Here is an 18405-nt window from a genome sequence, read left to right as displayed (position 1 = left end):
GGTTCCGGCCCCATCGCCGAAACTCCCAGTCACGGTCAGAAGGCGACCAAGTGACAGATTGTCACCTAGCGGAGAGATTAGTGCCCGATCGGATGTAAGTTAAAAGGCGACACGCGCATTTTTTCCAACGGAGCGCAGAATTCCGCAATTACGGCAGGTTGCGTCGAACATGGGGGAGCCATGAGCGCTGGTTATGCACGCGCAGGCGTCTGGGGAGTGGTGTTTCAGGCACTTGTGCTTGGCGCGACTGGGTGTCCAGGCACCGCGGAACGCCCGTTCCCGCGCGCCGAAGCCACCATGGACCCGGGTAACGCGACACCTGAGTCCATGTCGCGCGGCAACGGAGGCGCGAAGGACTCAGGAAGCGCGACGCAATCCGCCTCCGAGGAGAAAAACAGCACGGCCACATCCCGTGGCTGCCCCTGGGGACATCTGCGCTGCTGTGATGATCAGTGCGCGCCCGCGACGCAGTGCGCCCTGCTGGCGTGCGACCCGAGCCTGCAGCGCACCACCACCGAGACGCGCTGACGCCATCGAGTGTCCGCGATGCGCTCGCGGGCTACGGCTGTGAAGCGAGTGGCAACGTCGCCCGCGCGGAGGCCGACACCCTCCACCGTGCTTCAAGGAAGTCGCGCAGCGTCATGGGCCGGAGCCGCGGGTACTCGGCATTTGCCGGATCGCGCAGTCTCCCCTTCCCCGCAAGCTGCGAGAGCAGACTCAGCTGCGCGGAAGACACCTGGACGGACACGCCTTCGGGCCGAGCGCGCACGAGTTGCCGGCGAAGGTCCTCCACACTTCCCCTGCACAGGCGGCGAAGGCGCTGACCGGTCAGCGCTTCGTACAGGGCGGCCACGTCATTCACCGTCGCCACGTCCCCCACGAACTCCAGCCGCCGGCCCGCGGCGTGAGGATCCACCACCACCTCCGCCACCCATCGCGCCGCATCCGTCATCGCGGTGACGTCGAAGGGCTCGTCTCCCGTGCCCCAGTACGAGACAACGCCGCGCTCGAAGTCGAACACCTGCGCCTGCGGCGACAACGCCGTCTCCATGAACGCGCCGCACAGGACGAAGCTGTATGGCACGCCACTCTTCACCACGGCGTCCGCGACACGGCGGTGCGCATCCATGAAGGCGTCACCCGCATCCGCGTCGGTGTAGTCCAGTGAGTAGTCCGAAGGGATGAAGCGGATGACGCCATGCCGCCGCGCGGAGTCCAGCAACCGGAGCTGCCCTTCCACTTGAACCTCGGATGGCCCGCTCACGGCGGAGACCACCGCGTCCACGCCCTCCAAGGCCGTATCGAGCGAGCGCATGTCATCCAGCGTCCCACTCACCAACGTCACCCCATGTTCCGCCAGGCGCACCAGCGCGTCGTTGCGCGTGCCCGGACGCACCAACACGTGCAGGTGAATGCCGGGGCGCGCCAGCAGCGCCGACGCCAACCTGCCGCCAAAACGCCCCGTGCCTCCGACCAGCAGGACATGCGTGATGTCGGCGTCCATGGACTCCTCCTCGTCGTTGTCGGCGGCGTGAGCCGCGCATCACCGGTGGGGGCAATCCCCTACGAGGAAGATGGACCGTGGTGCCGGGTACGCCTTCACCAGCGAACACAACGCGCTCGGCTGGACGCAGGGCAGCCGTGCCGGAGGAGGGTCGCAGTGTCGAGACGTGCAAAAGAAATCGGCCCGGCCATTCCATGAGAATGACCGGGCCGACTTGAGTTGCGGGGGCAGGATTTGAACCTGCGACCTTCGGGTTATGAGCCCGACGAGCTACCAGGCTGCTCCACCCCGCGTCATGTTTGGGTTCAACGTCTCGAAGTGCAACGAGTTGCGGGGGCAGGATTTGAACCTGCGACCTTCGGGTTATGAGCCCGACGAGCTACCAGGCTGCTCCACCCCGCGACATGTCTTGAGGCTCAACTACTCGAAACCCGACTGCGATTCCAATCAAGTTTCGAAAAACAACGAGTTGCGGGGGCAGGATTTGAACCTGCGACCTTCGGGTTATGAGCCCGACGAGCTACCAGGCTGCTCCACCCCGCGGCAGAGAGAGGCGAGGCGGTAAGTACCGTCCCTCGCCTGGACCGTCAACACCTTTCTCCAGCGCTGACCACATCAACGAAATCAGCGCTGGAGACAGGGAATTACTTGCGCGCCTTGCTGAGCAGATCCGCGAAGGTGCCGAAGCCCTTCTTGCCCGCGCCCTGCGGCTGCTGCGTCTTCTGCCAGGCCTCCACCTCGGCACGCTCCTCCGCGCGGATGGCGGCGGTGACGGACAGGCGGATCTTCCCGGACGCGTCGATGTCCAGGATGGCCACCTTCACCTCCTGGCCCAGCGAGTAGTGCTTGCGCAGGTCGGTGCCACGCTCGGTGCCCGTCTCGCTCGCGGGCAGCAAGCCCTTGCCGCCCGGGAACGCGAGGAACACGCCGTACGGTTCGATGCGATCCACCTTGCCCACGACGACCTGGCCCACCTTGGGACGGGGCGCGGCGGGCTGCGCCGGAGCGGCGGCTTCCGCGGCGGGCGCCGTGCGCTCCTCGGGAGGACGCTGCGCCTCTTCCTCGGAGATGCGGCGCAGGCCGATGCGCTTCTCCTGCGTGTCGATCTTCTCCACCGACACCCAGATGGTCTCCCCTTCCTTCACCACGTCGCGCGGGTGCGCGATGCGGCGGTCGCTGAGCGCGGAGATGTGGACCAGACCGTCCACGCCCGGACGCAGCTCCACGAAGGCGCCGAACTGCTGCAGGCGGACGACCTTGCCCTGGAGGCGGTCGCCTTCCTTGATTTCGGACAGCGCCTTCTGGAACGGATCCTCCTGGCGCGAGCGCATGGACAACGTGATGCGCTCCTTCTGCTTGGACTTGTCCGGCGAGTTGGGCTGGCCGGCCTCCATGCGGAGGATCTCGACCTCGACGTCATCGCCGACCTTCACCACGTCGCTCGGGTGACCGACGCGGGTGTACGAAAGCTCGGAGACGGGAATCATGCCCTCCACGCCGCCCAGGTCCACGAACACGCCGAAGTCGCGCACGCCGGTGACCTTGCCCTTGACGATCTTGCCCTGGGCCAGGTTCTTGCGCGTCTCCGCGGCCAGCTGCCGCTGCTCGTCCTCCAGCAGCGAGCGGCGCGACAGCACCACGTTGCGCTCGCGGACCTCGCTCACGCGGAACTGGAGCTTCTCGCCGATGAACTGGTCCGGCTTCTCCACGTAGCGCAGGTCCAGCTGGCTGATGGGGCAGAACGCGCGGATGTCGCCGATGGCGACCTCCACACCGCCCTTGTTCACGCTCAGCACCAGGCCTTCGACGGGCATGCCGGAAGCGCGGGCCTCGGCCAGCAGGGCCAGGTTCGCGCTGCCCTTGGCCAGCGCGCGGCTGAGCAGGATGCCCTTGGCCCCCACCTCCACCACGTGCGCGTCGATGGTGTCACCCACGCCGAAACGCAGGATGCCCTCGTCGTCCTTCAGCTCGCGAAGCTCGATCATCGCCTCGCTCTTGGCCGCGCCTTCCACGGACACGAACGCGGTGTCCGCGCCGAGCTGGAAGATGGTGCCACGGACCTTCTCGCCCACTCGCAGGCCCTTGCGGCTGGGCGTTCCACCTTCCTTGGCCTGCGCCTCGAACATCTCGGCGAAGGACTGGGACTCGGGAACCTCCTCATACAGCGCGCTGGTCGGCGCCGGCGTCGGCGTGACCGGACGCGGCGTGGGGGCCGGCGTCGCGGCGGAGGATTCGGCGGCGGCGGTCGTCTCCTCGGCCGTCGCGGTCGCCTCGGCGGGAGCATCCCCCACCGGGCCGCGCGTCTCGATGGCACCCGACGCCCGCTTCACGACGACCATGGGGCCCGACGGACGGCGTTCGCCTCCGCCACGGCGCTCGCTCCCGCCACGGGGCCCCCGCTCGTCGCGCGGCGCACCACCCGCCGGACGCGGCTGGGCGTCGCGCTCACCACGGCCACCGCCGCTGCGCTCGCCGCCTCGGCCACCGCCACGCTGTTCGCCCCGACCGCCCTCGCTGCGAGCTCCCCCGGAAGGGATGCCGAGCATCACGTCACCGAAGGTGGCCTTCGGCTTCTTGGGACCCATCCCGCCAGAATTGGAACCGTTCTTCTCGTCGCTCACTGCGAGACCTTCCTGAAGCGAATTCGACCCTGGCTTCCCGAGAAGCCGGGCCCCGGTGAAAAAGGCGGCGCACTCTACACGCGCGCCATGTCCGGAGGAAGCCAGATGACGCACATGCCGTTGACGCCAACGCTCCGTCCTTAACGGAGGCACCCCGTCAGAGCATCCCGGACCCAATGCTTGCAACGCCAAATAGCGGCCGTTCGGCAGGCAGGGAGCCAAGCAATCCCAGGTGGTTAGCGCACCAGACGCAGCTTCCGCCCCACTTTGCGCAACACCGCTCCCGCCTCCGGGATGCCCAGGGCCGCTGACATCCCGAAATAAACAGCACCGAACGGGAGCGCCACCGCTGCGAAGCCCAGAACGGGGTGCAGGCGCGGCGGCATCAGGAAGCCCCCACTCCGCCGTCACACCGGGCATCGGCCCGAGCAGCGAGGTGAGCCCCACCTTGATGCCCACCGCCACCAAGCCAGCCACCACCGCGGCGCCCCACAAGCGAGGCAGCAGTCCAGACGGGACGCCGACCGGCCCGAGCTGCTTCACCAGCTTGCGGCGCAGCAGTCCCGCCTCCAGCCAGGCCACCAGGCCGCTGGCGAGGGTGAGGCCCAACGCGCCCAGGTGCTGCGGCACACCGAGCCACCCTGGCAGCCGCAGGCCCAGCACCCATGCGCCCAGGGTGCCCACCAGCACGCGCACCACCGCGAAGCGCAGCGGCGTCTTCGGATCCTTCAGCGCATAGAAGGCGGAGGCATAGAGGCGCCCCACCGTGGACGCCACCAACCCCAGCGCCGCCCCCATGAGCAGGTACCAGAGGTAGCGCGAGTCCGCCGCATCGAAGCGCCCTGTCTGCAGCAACGCCGCCGCCACCATGTCCCCCAGGAAGAGGAAGGCCGCCGCCGACGGGACGACCCAGAAGCAGATGCGGCGTGCGCCTCCGTCGATGCGTTGGCGCAACCTGGCGGCCACGTCCGCGCCCTCCCCCGTGGCGCGCGACATCTCCGGCAGCTCCGCCGCGGACACCGCCATCCCAAAGAGGCTCACCGGGATGAGGTAGATGGTCTGCGCGTAGAGCAACGAGGACAGCGCGCGATTGGAGATGAGTGACGCGAAGGCCGTGTCCACCCAGGCGCTGAACTGGACCACGCCGCGCCCCAACACGACCGGCCCGAAGTTCTTCAGCACCTGCCGCACGGGCTCCGCCGCCAGCGACAGCGACGGGCGGAAGCGGCCCATCAACTTGAGGACGGAGGGCACCTGCACCGCGAACTGGAGGAAGCTGCCCAGCACCACGGCGTAGGCCAGCACCGAAACCAACGCCTCTTCCCCGTAGCGGCCTCCCGCGGCCACCAACGCGGCGATGATGACCAGGTTCCAGACGACGGGCGCCAGGTACGAAAGGAGGAAGCTCCGGTGGCTGTTGAGGATGCCCAGGCACCAGGCGCTCAGCACCAGCATGCCTGTGCCGGGGAAGAGGATGCGCACCAGGTGGATGGCCAGCTCTCGCTCCTGTCCCTGGAAGCCGGGTGCGATGGCATCCACCAGCAGCGGGGTGAACACCATGCCCAGCGCCACCACCACCGCAGTGACCAGGGACAGGATGCCGAAGACGGCGCCCGCGACCCGGTCCGCCGTCTTCGTGTCCTTGCGGCCCAAGAGCTGCGCGTAGACGGGGATGAAGGAGCCGGAGAGGACGCCCTCGCCAAACAGGTTCTGCAGGAAGTTGGGAATGCGCAGCGCCGCCTTGAAGACGGCCGCGACCTCCGTATTACCCAGGTAGTGGGCGAAGACGCGCTCGCGCACCAGGCCCATCAGCCGGGAAGCAAGGATGCCGGCCGCCACCAGCGCGGCCCCCCCTCCTGAGCGCTCGGGACGAGGAGGCGCAACCGGCGCAATCGGCGGGGCTGGAGACTCGGGCGAAGACGTGGTCACGAGAGCGGCGGACTCTACGCGGGCCGTTCGGTGTCATGAAGCCCGAAACCCCGTCCCCCTGTTTCGCTTGACGCCGAACCCCCTGGATTGCAAGGGTCCGTTCCAATGGCCGGCCCTCCCGACAGTGACTTGGACGACGTGGCGCGCATCCGCCTCGTGCTGGCACGTGAGCTGGAGACGATCAACGAGTACGAAGCCTACGCTCGTGCCTCCTCGAACCCCGAGGTCCGCGCGTTCTTCCAGCACCTGGCCGCCGAGGAGAAGGAGCACGTCTCCGAGGCCGTCCACATGCTTCGCATGTTGGACAGTGGTCAGAACGACCACTTCGCCAAGCCCTTCGTCCCCGGTCATTTCCAGGCCGCCGAGGCCCCCGCCACCGCCACCGTCCATGTGCCCGCACCGGACGGCCCGGCTTTCTCCGTCAACGGCCGCAACGGCCGGCTCCCCTCCGAGCCGCCAACGTCCCTGCCGCCCCAGCGGCTGCTGTACGGCCTGCCTGCGCCGCCGCCCGCCGTGGAGTCGCACCCGCTCACCGTGGGTTCACTGCGCCGGGGTGGCGGTGGTTCCGGCAGCGGTCGCTGAAGCTTTCTTCCCCTTCTCTTCTAGTCGATGCCTCTGGAGCCACATTTCATGCCTGACTTCCTTGGACATGCCGAGAACCCGCTCCGCGAAGAGGAGTGGGCGCGTCTGAACGAGACTGTCATCCAGGTCGCCCGGCGTTCGCTGGTGGGTCGGCGCATCCTGGACATCTACGGGCCACTGGGCGCCGGGGTGCAGACGGTTCCCTACGACGAGTTCCAGGGCGTTTCACCCGGCGCCGTGGACATCGTCGGTGAGCAGGAGACCGCGATGGTCTTCACCGATGCTCGCAAGTTCAAGACCATCCCCATCATCTACAAGGACTTCCTGCTGCACTGGCGCGACATCGAGGCCGCGCGCACGCACAACATGCCGCTGGACGTGTCGGCCGCCGCCGGTGCCGCCGCGCTGTGCGCGCAGCAGGAAGACGAACTCATCTTCTACGGTGACGTGCGCCTGGGCTACGAAGGCCTGATGACGGCCAACGGCCGGCTCACGGTGCCGCTGGGTGACTGGACGTCGCCGGGTGGCGGTTTCCAGGCCATCGTCGAGGCCACGCGCAAGCTCAACGAGCAGGGCCACTTCGGCCCCTACGCCGTCGTCCTGTCGCCGCGGCTGTACTCGCAGCTGCACCGCATCTACGAGAAGACGGGCGTCCTGGAGATTGAGACCATCCGCCAACTCGCGTCGGACGGCGTCTACCAGTCCAACCGCCTGCGCGGGGACTCCGGCGTGGTGGTGTCCACCGGCCGGGAGAACATGGACCTCGCGGTGTCCATGGACATGGTGGCGGCGTACCTGGGCGCGTCGCGGATGAACCACCCGTTCCGCGTTCTGGAGGCGCTGCTGCTGCGCATCAAGCACCCGGACGCCATCTGCACCCTGGAGGGCGCCGGCGCCACGGAACGTCGCTAGTTCCGGTCGCCCGCGGTCACGACTTCCACCATGGCCAAGGTCCTGGTCATCGACGACGAGGCGAACCTCCGCAAGGTGCTCGCCGCGATGCTGCGCCGGGACGGCTTTGACGTCACCGTGGCGGAGAACGGCGAGCAAGGGCTCGCCGAGTTCCACAAGAACGGCGCGGACATCGTGGTTACGGACCTGGTGATGCCCAAGGTGGGCGGCATGGAGGTGCTCGGCACCATCCGCACCGCCAACCCGGACGTCCCCGTCATCATCATCACCGCGCATGGCACGGTGGACTCCGCCGTGGACGCCATCAAGGCGGGCGCGTTCGACTACATCACCAAGCCCTTCGATCAGGCGGAGCTGTCTTCCGTCGTCGCCAAGGCCGCGAAGACGAACGAGAGCGCCCGCCGCTCCGTGCGCCCGGACGTGAAGGCGCGCGCGGCCATCATCGGCGACTCGTCGACGATTCAAGAGGTCTACAAGATCATCGACAAGGTGGCGGACACGCCGTCCACGGTGCTCATCACCGGGGAGAGCGGCACCGGCAAGGAGCTCATCGCCACCGCGCTGCACGGCGCCTCCAGCCGCCGCGACAAGCCGTTCATCAAGATCAACTGCGCCGCCATTCCCCACACGCTGCTGGAGAGCGAGCTCTTCGGCTACGAGCGCGGGGCCTTCACGGGCGCCGTCACATCCAAGCCCGGCCGCTTCGAGCTGGCCGACGAGGGCACCCTCTTCCTGGATGAGATCGGCGAGATTCCGGTGGAGATGCAGGTGAAGCTGCTGCGCGCGATCCAGGAGGGCGAGTTCGAGCGCGTGGGCGGCATCAAGACGACGCGCGTGGACGTGCGGCTCGTGGCCGCCACCAACCGCGACCTCCAGGCGGAGATTGAAGCCGGCCGCTTCCGCAAGGACCTCTACTACCGCCTGGCGGTGGTCCCCATCTCCCTGCCCGCCCTGCGCGAGCGCCGCAGCGACATCCCCATGCTCGCCCGGCACTTCGTGGAGAAGTACAACCGGCGCCTCAACAAGAAGATTGAAGGCATCGCCGACGACGCCATGGCCCTGCTCCAGGGCTACGCGTGGCCGGGCAACATCCGCGAGCTGGAGAACCTCATCGAGCGCGTGCTCCTGTTCGCGGACGGGCCCCTCATCACCGCCCGCGACCTGCCGGAGCCGGTCCGCCAGGGTACGAGCGTCCAGGCGAGCACCAACCTGGCCAGCGCGGTGGCCTCCATCGACGTCCCCACGGGGGAAGTTGGCCTGAAGGACATCGTCCGGATGAAGGCCGCCGAGCTCGAGCGGGACCTCATCGTGAAGAAGCTCGAGGAGACGGGTGGCAACGTCACCCGGGCCGCCCGGTTGCTTCAAATCAGCCGCAAGTCACTCCAGACGAAGATGAAAGAGTTTGGCTTGCGCGACACCACACCAGACGGGCAGGAAGACGGTCCGGACGAATAGACCGCGAGGAAGCGGAATTCCGCTTCGCGCGCGTCGGTTCCGGGCCCGCCCACCCATTCCAACTCAGGGAGCTTGTATGCGGCCGAACCTTCCCACACTCGGTGCCCCTCCGAAGCGCAGTCCCTTCGGCACGGTGGTCGCCGTGTCACTCATCCTCGGCGGTGCCGCCGGCGGCGTGTGGTGGTGGAAGCAGCGGATGGTTCAGGCGACGGAAGAGGCCGCGGCTCAGATGCCCAACGCAGTCCCCGACGCGGGCGCCGTCGCCGCGGCGCCCACGCCGGCGCCCGTGGCCACGGACCCGGTGAAGGCCGCGGGCCTGGAGCGCGTATCGGTGAGCATCAACGGCCCCCTGGAGACCGCGCTCGTCAACGCCGCTGGCTCGGACGTGGGTCCGGCGCTGGCGCAGGTGGTGACGCGCACCCTGGTGTGGTGGGTCTCCGTGCCCGGGGAGATTCTCCGCGGTGACACGCTGGAGGTGCTCTACCAGCGCCGCACCAACGAGGAGCCCCTGGTGCACGCGGTGCGCTTCACCAGCGCCAAGCTGGGCAAGACGCTGAGCGCGTACCGCTACCAGGCCAACGGCGAGCCCAATGCCCGGTACTACCTGTCCGGTGGCGACGAGCTGGAGCTGAGGCTGGAGCGCTCCCCCATCGACGACTACGAGCAGGTGACGTCCCTGCTTCGCGACGGCCGCAAGCACAAGGGCGTGGACTTCCGCACCCCGGTCGGCACGCCCATCAAGGCCCCCTTCAACGGGGTGGTGAAGCGGAAGAACTGGAACTTCAGCAGCAACGGCAACTGCATCGAGCTGGTGGAGTCGGGCGGCAAGGGGCGCCGCGCGCTCTTCCTCCACCTGGACGAGGTGGACAAGAGCGTCAAGCCGGGCACCCGGTTCTCCGTGGGGCAGGTCATCGCCAAGAGCGGCAACACGGGCCGCAGCTTCGCCCCCCACCTCCACTACCAGCTCATGACGCAGGATGACCGGGTGCTGGACCCCTACGACCAGCACAAGACCTACCGCCGCTCACTGGCCGCGCAGCACCGGTCGGGTTTCGAGGCGGAGGTGCGCCGGATGGACGGGTTGCTGAGCGCGTCCGTGGTGGCCGGCAAGTAAAAGCCACCCGTTTCTTGACACTCCTTCGACGGCACGGCTAGCTGGAAGCCCCCCGGGCTTGCCGGTAGGCCAGGGAGATTTGCCGTCGGAGGTCGGATGCACAGGCTTCGCGTCGTACTTGCCGCGCTGACGCTGGGCGCGCCGTTCGCCGCCACCGCGGCGGACATCACCCGGATTGCGTCGTCGCTCGAGGAGGACGACCCGTTCGACCTCTTCATCGACGTCGGCTTCGAGCGCACACAGAACCGCGCGAAGATCATCCGCGAGCAGTTGGCCCCCGCCGGGCAACCGGCGGGCCGACGGGATGCGTCGGAGCTCTGGTACAAGGGCGTGGACGCCCGGCTCAACCTGGAGCTGTCCGTCGGCCTCTACAGGGACCTGGAGTTCTCCTTCGCCCTGCCCGTCGTCTTCTCGCAGAACGAGCGTTGGGACTTCACGTCCAACTCGTCTCCCGAGACGTCCACCATCACCAACAACTGCCTGAACGCCAACGGCTCCGTCATCCCGGGCTGTCTGGAGGGCTCGGCACCGGGCAGCGCCCTGTTCGACGTACCGCAGGAGAGCTTCCGCGGCGGCCTGGGCAACATGCGCTTCGGCCTGGCCTACGCCTTCTTCAACCAGGAGAAGGACGAGACGAAGCCCACCTGGATTGTCGGCCTGGAGTACGAGGCCCCCACCGCGAAGCTGCGCGACGCGGCCGCGGACACCACCAACTCGGACAGCCGCGGCAACATTGGCGACCGCGTCCACAAGTACCAGCTCTACACGGCCTTCTCGCGCCGCATCGGCGCGGCCGAGCCGTACTTCAAGGCGCACTACACCATCCCCGTGCGCGGCCCGGGCGCCTACTCCAATTGCGTCCAGAAGGATTCCAACCCGGACAACCTGGGCGCCCCGGACAACTGCTTCACGGGCCCGTGGAACCGCAAGGAAACGGGCATCAACGCCCCTCACACCGCGGGCATGCTCTTCGGCGTGGAGCTAGTGCCCTTCAACCGGCCGGCGAAGTCGCAGCGCTTCGCCCTGGACGTCCGAGGCATTGGCAACTACGTGGGCAGCGGCCGCTACTACAACGAGCTGAGCGCCGCCCTGCGCAAGCTGCTCACCTCCGAGGACTACTTCCAGGTGGGTGGCATGCTGGGCGTCACGGCGAACGCGTCGCAGGCCTTCCAGATTCGCGCGTCCGGCATGTTCCTCTACAACACCAACCACGCCCTCACCGCTGAGGAGCCGGGGCGCGACGTGAACAACGATGGCGGCGTGGACTTGCGGCCCGGCTCGCCCGACCTCAACCCCAACTTCGACTGGCGCTATGACCTGGTGTCCCGCCGCTTCCTCGCGGTGGAGAGCACCACGTTCCGCTTCGACCTGAGCGCTACGTTCAGCTTCTAGCGCGACCCGGTGGGCGCCGATGACGGCGCCCACCTGGGGACTCAGCGCTTCAGCGAGAGCCCCAGCCGGTAGACGTCCTGACCGGCCCAGCCCGCGCGGCGGGCCAGCTCGGTGCTCAGCGCCTTGAGCTTCTCGCCGCGCGACAGCCCCTCCTCCAGGGCCCGGCGCAGTTCCTCCTCGGACCAGCGTGTCTCGCCGGTGCGGCCCTCCACCAACACCACCACCTCGCCGCGGGGCTCTTCCGCCGCGTAGCGCGCGGCCAGTTCGGACAAGGTGCCCCGGGCGAACTCCTCGTGCAGCTTCGTCAACTCCCGCGCCACGCACGCGCGCCGGTCGCCCCAGGCGTCGAGCAGGTCCGGCAACGTCTCCGACAGGCGGCGTGGGGACTCATAGAGCACCAGGGTGGCGGACAGCTGCGCCACCTCCTCCAGCATCGCCCGGCGCTCGGCGCCCTTTCGCGGGAGGAAGCCCAGGAAGTGGAAGCGCCCCGTGGGTAATCCAGAGGCGCTCAGCGCCGCGACCAGGGCCGTGGGGCCTGGTACCGGCACCACCGCCAAGCCGCGCTCCAGCGCCTCGGCCACCAGCTTCTCGCCCGGATCACTGATGGCGGGGCTGCCCGCGTCGGTCACGAGCGCGCAGTCCTCTCCTTCCCCAATCCGGTCCAGGATGCGTCCGGCTCGCTGCCCTTCCGCGAAGGCAGGCAGGCTCACCAGGTCCTTCCCGCCAATGCCGAAGTGGTCGAGCAGCACCCGCGAGTGCCGCGTGTCCTCACACGCGATGAAGCGCACCGCGCGCAGGGTCTCCAACGCGCGCGACGTGACGTCCCCCAGGTTCCCGATGGGCGTCGCCACCAGATAGAGCGTTCCAGCCATGGCGTCGTCCTCTCACATCCCCGCGTCGAAGGCGCCAGGGATGTGCTCCACGGTGGCGCGCTCCCCGCGTCCCACCACCGAAATCACATCGAAACGGAACATCCGTCCACGCAAGTCATGCGCGAACAGGTACCGAAGCGCCGCCTTCACCACCCGGCGCTGCTTGGCGAAAGACACACTGTGGGAGGGGTCGCCCCAGGTGGCCGTGGAGCGCATCCGCACTTCCACGAAGCACACCAGGTCGTCACGTTCGGCGACCACGTCCAGTTCCCCGAAGCGGCAGGTCCAGTTGCGATCCCGCACCCGCCACCCCTGCGCCTCCAGGAAGCGCACCGCCGCCTCCTCCCCCGCATTCCCGTACTCCCGCCGCTCAGCCGGCGCCGCCCGTCGCATCCACCCCTCCCCCTGCGGACCTCCCCCTGGAGGCAACCCGCCACGTCGCCTCAGACGTTAACGGGGCCGTCCGACATCTGCGCGAAGCCCGGGTGAGAGGTGACATGCAGCACCTGCGTCAGCGTACCCAGGTGCTTCAGCATCCGAGCGATGAGGGGCAGCTTCACCTCCTCCATTCCCGTGAAGACGTCCTCCAGCAGAAAGGGACGCTTCACGCGGGCGCTCGCCTTCTCCACCACCGTCATCCGCAGGGCCAGGTAGTACAAGTCCAAGTCCTTCGCGGGGAGCTCGCCCACCGGCACCCGCCGGCCCGAGGCCAGGGCGAAGGCCTTGCCCTCGCGGTCCCACTCGATGCCCTGGTACCGCCGGTCCGTGAGCGCGGTGAGGTACTGGACGCAGCGCTCCTTCAGCATCGCCTGCACGGACAAGATGTCCGTAGTGAACACGTCCGCCGCCTGGGACAGCAGCATGGGCGACGGGTCCTCCAGCGTCTCCACAGGCACGGATCCATCCGGGCCCGGCGCGGCCGGCGGCGGAGGCGCCTTGGCCAGGGCAATGGACTCCTTCAGCCGGCCCATCTCACGCTCCACCTCGCGTACGTCGCGGACGTACGTACCCTTCTGCGTCAGCTCCTCGTTGAGCGCTTCCGCCTCCGCCTTCAGCGCCTGAACCTGAGCGGCCGCCGCGAGGTAGTCCGGATCCGACTCCATGGTGTGCAGTTGGTCCTGCAGCTCGGCGACTCGCGCGGCCAGCAGCTCCTTGCGCTCCAGGGCCGGGGCGATGCCGTCCAGCTCTTCCACGTCGAGCGCCTTCTGAGCCATGCGCAGCGGCGCGGCTTCCGCTTCGTACTCCTCGAGGATCTTCTTCTCCCGGATGTCGAAGCGGTTCTCCTTGCTGCCATGCCGCGTGGCCTTCTGCAGGTCATCCACGTAGCGAAGCGCCAGGAAGGCGGCGACACCGAAGGCCGGGATGTCCAGCAGCGCCAGGTAGCGGAAGGTCCTGTCCACTCCAAAGCCCAGGCCCACGGCGAGCGCCAGGAACAACACGCCAACGCCCAGGCCGGCCCAGAACCCCATGTTCTGCGTCAGGGGCGGCACCGAGGTGGGACGTGCCTCCGCTTCGTTCTCCCGGTCCGCATTGAGGCGTGCCAGGGCCTCATCACGACGGGCAATCACCTTGGGGTGGCGCTTCAGGCGGTTCACGATGTCCTGAGGCAGCCCCAGGGACTCGGGCGTCGGCGCCGCGCGCCAGGCGGCCTCGGCCTCCGAGATGGCCACCTTGAGCCCCTCGGTCCCCTTCAGCCTCTGCTCGGCGTCGAAGATCTGCGAGGCAACGCCATCTGCCTTGAACTGAAGGCTGTCCACCTCCGTGGACGCAGCCAGTTCCTGCTCCAGCGCGCGCAGCTTCGCCTCGGCGGCGGGGATGTCCTCCGCGGGCAGCACCGTGGAGGCAGACGCCAATGATGGGTACCTGCCGGACGTCTTGGGGTCCACCTTCGCCGCGGCGGCAGCGGACTTCCTCGGGCGTCGTGAGGGAAGCTGCGCGGACTGAAGGCAGTACACCTGCTCGAACGTGGTCTTCGGTGGAAGTCCCGCCTGTCCGCGAAGGAACTGGCTGATCTCCGACGCATCCGACGAGACGAGCTCCGGCTGCTGCGTCGTGGGATTCATCCGGTGCAACGTCCCGGAGCCGCCGAGGTCGCGCAGCACGCGGTACGTCACCCCATCCACTCCGACGAACGTCAGGGCCGCCTTGCCCGACTTCGCACCGGCGGCGATGAAGCTGGCGTCAGTGCCGCGCCCATCCGCGAAGAGCAGCGCGAGGGAGAGGCCCGCCAGGGGGCTCGACTCCGCCGAGGGCGGTTTGAGGACGAGGTATCCCGCCTTCAGGGCAAAGCGCCCCGCGGGGGAGAAACCGCGGACGTTCTGGACGGCGACTTCGGCGAATTGCATGGCTCGCGCATGTTAGCGCGAATGAAAAAAGGAGCGTCCGGGATCGGACGCTCCTTTTCACTGCACAGGCGCTGGAAGCGCTCAGGAGGCCGAGGCGGCCTTCTTGGACGGCTTCGGCTCTTCGATGACGTCGACGCGCGCCGCCTTGCCCTTGAGGTCGCGGAGGTAGAACAGGCGCTTGCGGTTCACGTCACCGCGCGACAGGACCTCGATCTTCTCGTAGCGGGGGCTGTGCAGCGGGAACACGCGCTCCACGCCGACGCCGAAGGAGAGCTTGCGCACCGTGAAGGTGGCGCGGTGGGCGCCCTTGGTCTTCCGGATGACGATGCCCTCGAACGCCTGCACGCGCTCCTTCTCGCCCTCCTTGACCTTCCAGTGGACGCGCACGGAATCACCGGTATTGAACACGGTGACATCCTGGCGCAGGAACTTGGCCTCGATGTGCTGAATGGCGGCGTTGCGCATGACAAACTCCGGAAAACTTGAACTGACGCGATGGTCGCGTGAAGAGCGGGCCGTACTAACAGAGAGAGCGGTGTCGGACAAGCCCTGATGATCCAACCCGCTAGCAACGCTCAGGGTTACAGCTCTTCCTCCCGGCGGGCCAGAAGTTTCTGGTCAGCCTTCGACAGCACCACGCGGGCATACAGGTCCGGGCGGCGCTCGTGGGTGAGCACCAACGACTTCCAGCGCCGCCAGCGGGCAATCCGGGCATGGTCGCCGGACTGCAGGGCTGCCGGCACCTCGACGCCCCGGAAGACAGGCGGGCGGGTGTACTGGGGATGCTCCAGCAGGCCTTCCTCGAAGCTCTCCGTGACGGACGAGTCCACGTTGCCCAGCACCCCGGGCACCAGCCGCGCCACCGCGTCCACCACCGTCATGGCCGCCAGCTCGCCGCCCGTGAGAACGAAGTCCCCCAGGGACAGCTCCCCGTCGAGGTGCGCCATCACCCGCTCGTCCACGCCCTCGTAGCGGCCGCAGACCAGGATGAGGCCCGCCTCGTGACGGACCAGCTCACGCGCAGTGGCCTGGGTGAAGGTGGGCCCTCGGGGGCTCATGAGCAGCACCCGTGCGCCCGGATGCCGCGCTTTGGCCGCCTCAATCGCGGCGACCAGCGGCTCCGGCTTCATGACCATGCCGGCGCCACCGCCGTAGGGCGCGTCGTCGGTGACGCGGTGCTTGCCCTCGGCGTACTCGCGGATATCGGTGATGGTGGTGGCCAGCAGGCCCTTCTCCTGAGCCTTCCCGAGGATGCTGGCCCCCAGGTAACCGGTCACCATGCCGGGGAACAACGTGAGGATCTCCACCGGATACGGTGGGCTCATTCCGCGTCCTCCGGGCCTCCACCTGACTCGGCGCCCTTGCGTCCCGCATCCACGTACTCAGGCGGATGGATGACGATGCGCCGCGCCTCGAGGTCCACGGTGGGGACGAACTCGTCGGCGAAGGGCACCACCAGCTCCTCGCGCCCGGAAGCGCGAATGACCAGGTTGGGCACCTCGCCGGTGGTCCAGATCTCCTCCACCCGGCCCAACGCGTTCCCGTTGGCGTCCACGGCCTCGAGCCCCACCAGGTCACCCTGGAAGAACTCGCCCTCCGCGGGCGGCTCCAGATCCTCGCGGAAGACGAACACCTTGGCGCCCACGAGCGCCTCCGCGTCGTTCCGCGACTCCACGCCTTCGAGGACCACGATGTCCTCCTTGGGCGTGGGCCGGAGCGCCTCCAGCCGCATTTCCCGCTCCACACCGGCACGCGTCCGCACCCAGATGCGATCGACGGTGTCGAGCGTCTCCGACGCCGGATCCAATGCGCGAATGGCGACCTCGCCACGCAGCCCGTGAGCACGCGCGACGTATCCCAACTCCAGATAGGGACTGGTGGCCGTCACTGGGCGGAGTCCGGCGCGACCGGAGCGCCTGCTGCATTGCGCCGGTCGTCGAGAATCTCCAGGCGGACCTTCTGCCCGGACTTCTGTGCGGCGGCATTGAGCAGCGTCCGGAGGGCATTCACGGTGCGCCCGTCACGGCCAATGACCTTGCCGACGTCCTCGGCGGAGACCTTCAGCTCGAAGAGCCGGGCCCCTTCCGCCTCGGAAATGCGCAGGCTGACCTGGTCAGGATGATCGACCAGGGCCCGCGCCAGATAGTTGAGAAGCTGCTCCACGTCCACTCGGGCGTGGCTCAGACCGCGGGAGCGGGCTTGGCCTTACCGGCGACCTTGATCAGGTCCGCAACGGTCTCAGACGGCGTCGCGCCCGTCTTCAGCCAGTAGTTGAGGCGCTCCTCGTTGAACTCCACCTTCGGCGGCTCCTGGTTCGGATCGTACGCGCCCACGGCCTCGATGAACTTGCCGTCCCGGGGGTTGCGGGAATCGGTGGCGACCACGTGGTAGTACGGCTTCTTCTTGACGCCCGCGCGGGCAAGACGGAGGACAACGGCCATTGAATGCTCTCCAACAAACAGGAAACGTCTTAGGAAAGGGGTGGCGCTCTTAACGCCGCTCCCGTTGGATTGTCAAGGAAGTTCGGGAACTTATGTCGTACTATCGGCCCCGGCTTGTGTCTCGCCGCGATTGGCGAGCTGCCCGCAGGCGCCGGCGATGTCCCGGCCCCGGTTCCTGCGGATGTAGGCGGCGACGTGGCCGTCCGCGAGGATGGCGCGGAACTCCTCCGCCCGCTCCTCGCCGGTGGTGTGGAACCCCAGGCCGGGATTCTCGTTGTAGGGGATCAGGTTCACCTTCACCGGGATGCCCTTGAGCAGCTCGATGAGCCGGTGCGCGTCCTCATCCGCGTCGTTGAAGCCCTTGATGAGGACGTACTCGAAGGTGATGCGGCGGCCCTGACGCAGCGGGAACTTCCGGCAGGCGTCCAGCAAGGCCGCGATGTTCCACTTGCGGTTGACGGGCATCGTCTTGCTGCGCTGCTCGTCCGTGCTGGCGTTGAGGGAGATGGCCAGCTTGACGTCCGTCTCCTTGCCGAAACGCTCAATCATCGGCACCAGCCCCACGGTGGAGACGGTGATGTGCCGGTGGCTGAAGTTCGGCCCGTCCTCGGACTGGAGGATGGAGAGCGCCGTCTTGAGGTTCTCGAAGTTGTGGAGCGGCTCCCCCATCCCCATGAACACCAGGTTGGAGAGCGGGCGGAGCGTCTCGTGCCCCTCGTTCTTGCGGACCTCGCGGTTCACCGCGTGGACCTGGGCCACAATCTCGCTGGGCGTCAGGTTGCGCTTGAGCCCCATGGTGCCCGTCATGCAGAAGCCGCAAGCCATGGCGCAGCCCACCTGCGTGGACACGCACAACGTCCTGCGGTCCTCGGTGGGCATGTAGACGGATTCAATGAAGCGCCCGTCCCGCGTCTTCCACCGGTACTTGATGGTGCCGTCGATGCTGCGCAGCTCGCAGTCCTTCACCAGGGGGACGATCTCCGCGCGCGCCCTGAGCTTCTCGCGCAGGACCTTGGAGAGGTCCGTCATCTCGTCGAACGAGGTGGCGCCGCGCTGGTGCAGCCAGCGGTAGATCTGCGGGGCACGGAAGGCGCGCTCACCCAGTTCCTCGGTGACGAAGCGCGACAGCGCCTCCAACGACAGGCTGGCCACGTCCACCAGCTTGGCGGGCGCGGGAGCCGGCAAAGGCTCGGTGACTGGCAGGGAGGTGGCGGAGGTCTCTGACATCGTCATTGCGC

The 18405-nt window shown here is 68.0% G+C and carries 16 protein-coding genes, 3 tRNA genes and 1 pseudogene; 5 read left to right on the top strand and 15 right to left on the bottom strand.

Features of this window, described 5'->3' with window-relative positions; genetic code table 11:
- Positions 1-559: 559 nt before the first annotated feature.
- From QEG98_RS18800 to murJ, 6 genes and pseudogenes are all read right to left on the bottom strand, one after another.
- Positions 560-1504, bottom strand: coding sequence for an aromatic alcohol reductase (locus tag QEG98_RS18800; RefSeq protein WP_316567594.1), 945 nt, complete (start codon positions 1502-1504; stop codon positions 560-562).
- Positions 1505-1723: 219 nt separating this feature from the next.
- Positions 1724-1797, bottom strand: a tRNA-Met gene (locus tag QEG98_RS18795).
- A gap of 35 nt (positions 1798-1832) precedes the next feature.
- Positions 1833-1906 (bottom strand) — tRNA-Met (locus QEG98_RS18790).
- A 67-nt stretch (positions 1907-1973) separates the two neighbouring features.
- Positions 1974-2047 (bottom strand) — tRNA-Met (locus QEG98_RS18785).
- 101 nt (positions 2048-2148) lie between these two features.
- Positions 2149-4089 (bottom strand): S1 RNA-binding domain-containing protein, encoded by a 1941-nt coding sequence (locus tag QEG98_RS18780; protein ID WP_316567593.1) that lies wholly within the window; start codon positions 4087-4089, stop codon positions 2149-2151.
- Between the two features lie 272 nt (positions 4090-4361).
- A pseudogene (gene murJ / locus QEG98_RS18775) lies at positions 4362-6054 on the bottom strand (murein biosynthesis integral membrane protein MurJ).
- Positions 6055-6159: 105 nt separating this feature from the next.
- On the opposite strand from murJ, the gene encB reads away from it, so the two are divergent.
- From encB to QEG98_RS18750, 5 genes are all read left to right on the top strand, one after another.
- Positions 6160-6636: an encapsulin nanocompartment cargo protein EncB gene (encB, locus tag QEG98_RS18770; protein ID WP_316567592.1), complete on the top strand. Its 477-nt coding sequence runs from the start codon at positions 6160-6162 to the stop codon at positions 6634-6636.
- 48 nt (positions 6637-6684) lie between these two features.
- Positions 6685-7548: an encapsulin nanocompartment shell protein EncA gene (encA, locus tag QEG98_RS18765; RefSeq protein ID WP_090491469.1), complete on the top strand. Its 864-nt coding sequence runs from the start codon at positions 6685-6687 to the stop codon at positions 7546-7548.
- Positions 7549-7578: 30 nt separating this feature from the next.
- Positions 7579-9003: a sigma-54-dependent transcriptional regulator gene (locus QEG98_RS18760; RefSeq protein WP_090491468.1), complete on the top strand. Its 1425-nt coding sequence runs from the start codon at positions 7579-7581 to the stop codon at positions 9001-9003.
- Entirely contained in the window at positions 8951-10117 is a 1167-nt protein-coding gene (locus QEG98_RS18755; protein WP_316567591.1) for a peptidoglycan DD-metalloendopeptidase family protein, read from the top strand. Before QEG98_RS18760 ends, QEG98_RS18755 begins: the two co-directional genes overlap by 53 nt.
- Positions 10118-10213: 96 nt before the next feature.
- Positions 10214-11509: a hypothetical protein gene (locus QEG98_RS18750; protein ID WP_316567590.1), complete on the top strand. Its 1296-nt coding sequence runs from the start codon at positions 10214-10216 to the stop codon at positions 11507-11509.
- 41 nt (positions 11510-11550) lie between these two features.
- On the opposite strand, the gene rsmI is transcribed toward QEG98_RS18750, so the two are convergent.
- The 9 genes from rsmI to rlmN form a co-directional block, all read right to left on the bottom strand.
- Positions 11551-12381: a 16S rRNA (cytidine(1402)-2'-O)-methyltransferase gene (gene rsmI, locus QEG98_RS18745; protein WP_316567589.1), complete on the bottom strand. Its 831-nt coding sequence runs from the start codon at positions 12379-12381 to the stop codon at positions 11551-11553.
- Positions 12382-12393: 12 nt separating this feature from the next.
- Positions 12394-12774 (bottom strand): YraN family protein, encoded by a 381-nt coding sequence (locus QEG98_RS18740; protein WP_201425854.1) that lies wholly within the window; start codon positions 12772-12774, stop codon positions 12394-12396.
- Positions 12775-12824: 50 nt separating this feature from the next.
- A complete protein-coding gene (locus QEG98_RS18735; RefSeq protein WP_316567588.1) occupies positions 12825-14726 on the bottom strand; it encodes a chromosome segregation protein SMC in 1902 nt (633 codons plus the stop codon).
- 81 nt (positions 14727-14807) lie between these two features.
- Entirely contained in the window at positions 14808-15191 is a 384-nt protein-coding gene (rplS, locus tag QEG98_RS18730) for a 50S ribosomal protein L19 (RefSeq protein ID WP_316567587.1), read from the bottom strand.
- Between the two features lie 116 nt (positions 15192-15307).
- A complete protein-coding gene (trmD, locus tag QEG98_RS18725; protein WP_011553577.1) occupies positions 15308-16051 on the bottom strand; it encodes a tRNA (guanosine(37)-N1)-methyltransferase TrmD in 744 nt (247 codons plus the stop codon).
- Complete coding sequence (gene rimM, locus QEG98_RS18720; RefSeq protein ID WP_090491462.1) at positions 16048-16614, bottom strand: ribosome maturation factor RimM; 567 nt, start codon at positions 16612-16614, stop codon at positions 16048-16050. The genes trmD and rimM overlap by 4 nt, the downstream gene beginning before the upstream one ends.
- A complete protein-coding gene (locus QEG98_RS18715) occupies positions 16611-16895 on the bottom strand; it encodes a KH domain-containing protein (RefSeq protein WP_011553575.1) in 285 nt (94 codons plus the stop codon). Before QEG98_RS18715 ends, rimM begins: the two co-directional genes overlap by 4 nt.
- Positions 16896-16906: 11 nt before the next feature.
- Complete coding sequence (gene rpsP, locus QEG98_RS18710) at positions 16907-17167, bottom strand: 30S ribosomal protein S16 (RefSeq protein WP_011553574.1); 261 nt, start codon at positions 17165-17167, stop codon at positions 16907-16909.
- Positions 17168-17257: 90 nt separating this feature from the next.
- Positions 17258-18394 carry a 23S rRNA (adenine(2503)-C(2))-methyltransferase RlmN gene (gene rlmN, locus QEG98_RS18705; RefSeq protein ID WP_316567586.1) on the bottom strand — a complete coding sequence of 379 codons (1137 nt, stop codon included), beginning with the start codon at positions 18392-18394 and terminating at the stop codon, positions 17258-17260.
- Positions 18395-18405: the final 11 nt, after the last annotated feature.

It is taken from the genome of Myxococcus sp. MxC21-1 (assembly GCF_032612255.1).
Lineage (GTDB): Bacteria > Myxococcota > Myxococcia > Myxococcales > Myxococcaceae > Myxococcus > Myxococcus virescens.
This window is presented reverse-complemented; position numbering and strand designations above follow the sequence as displayed.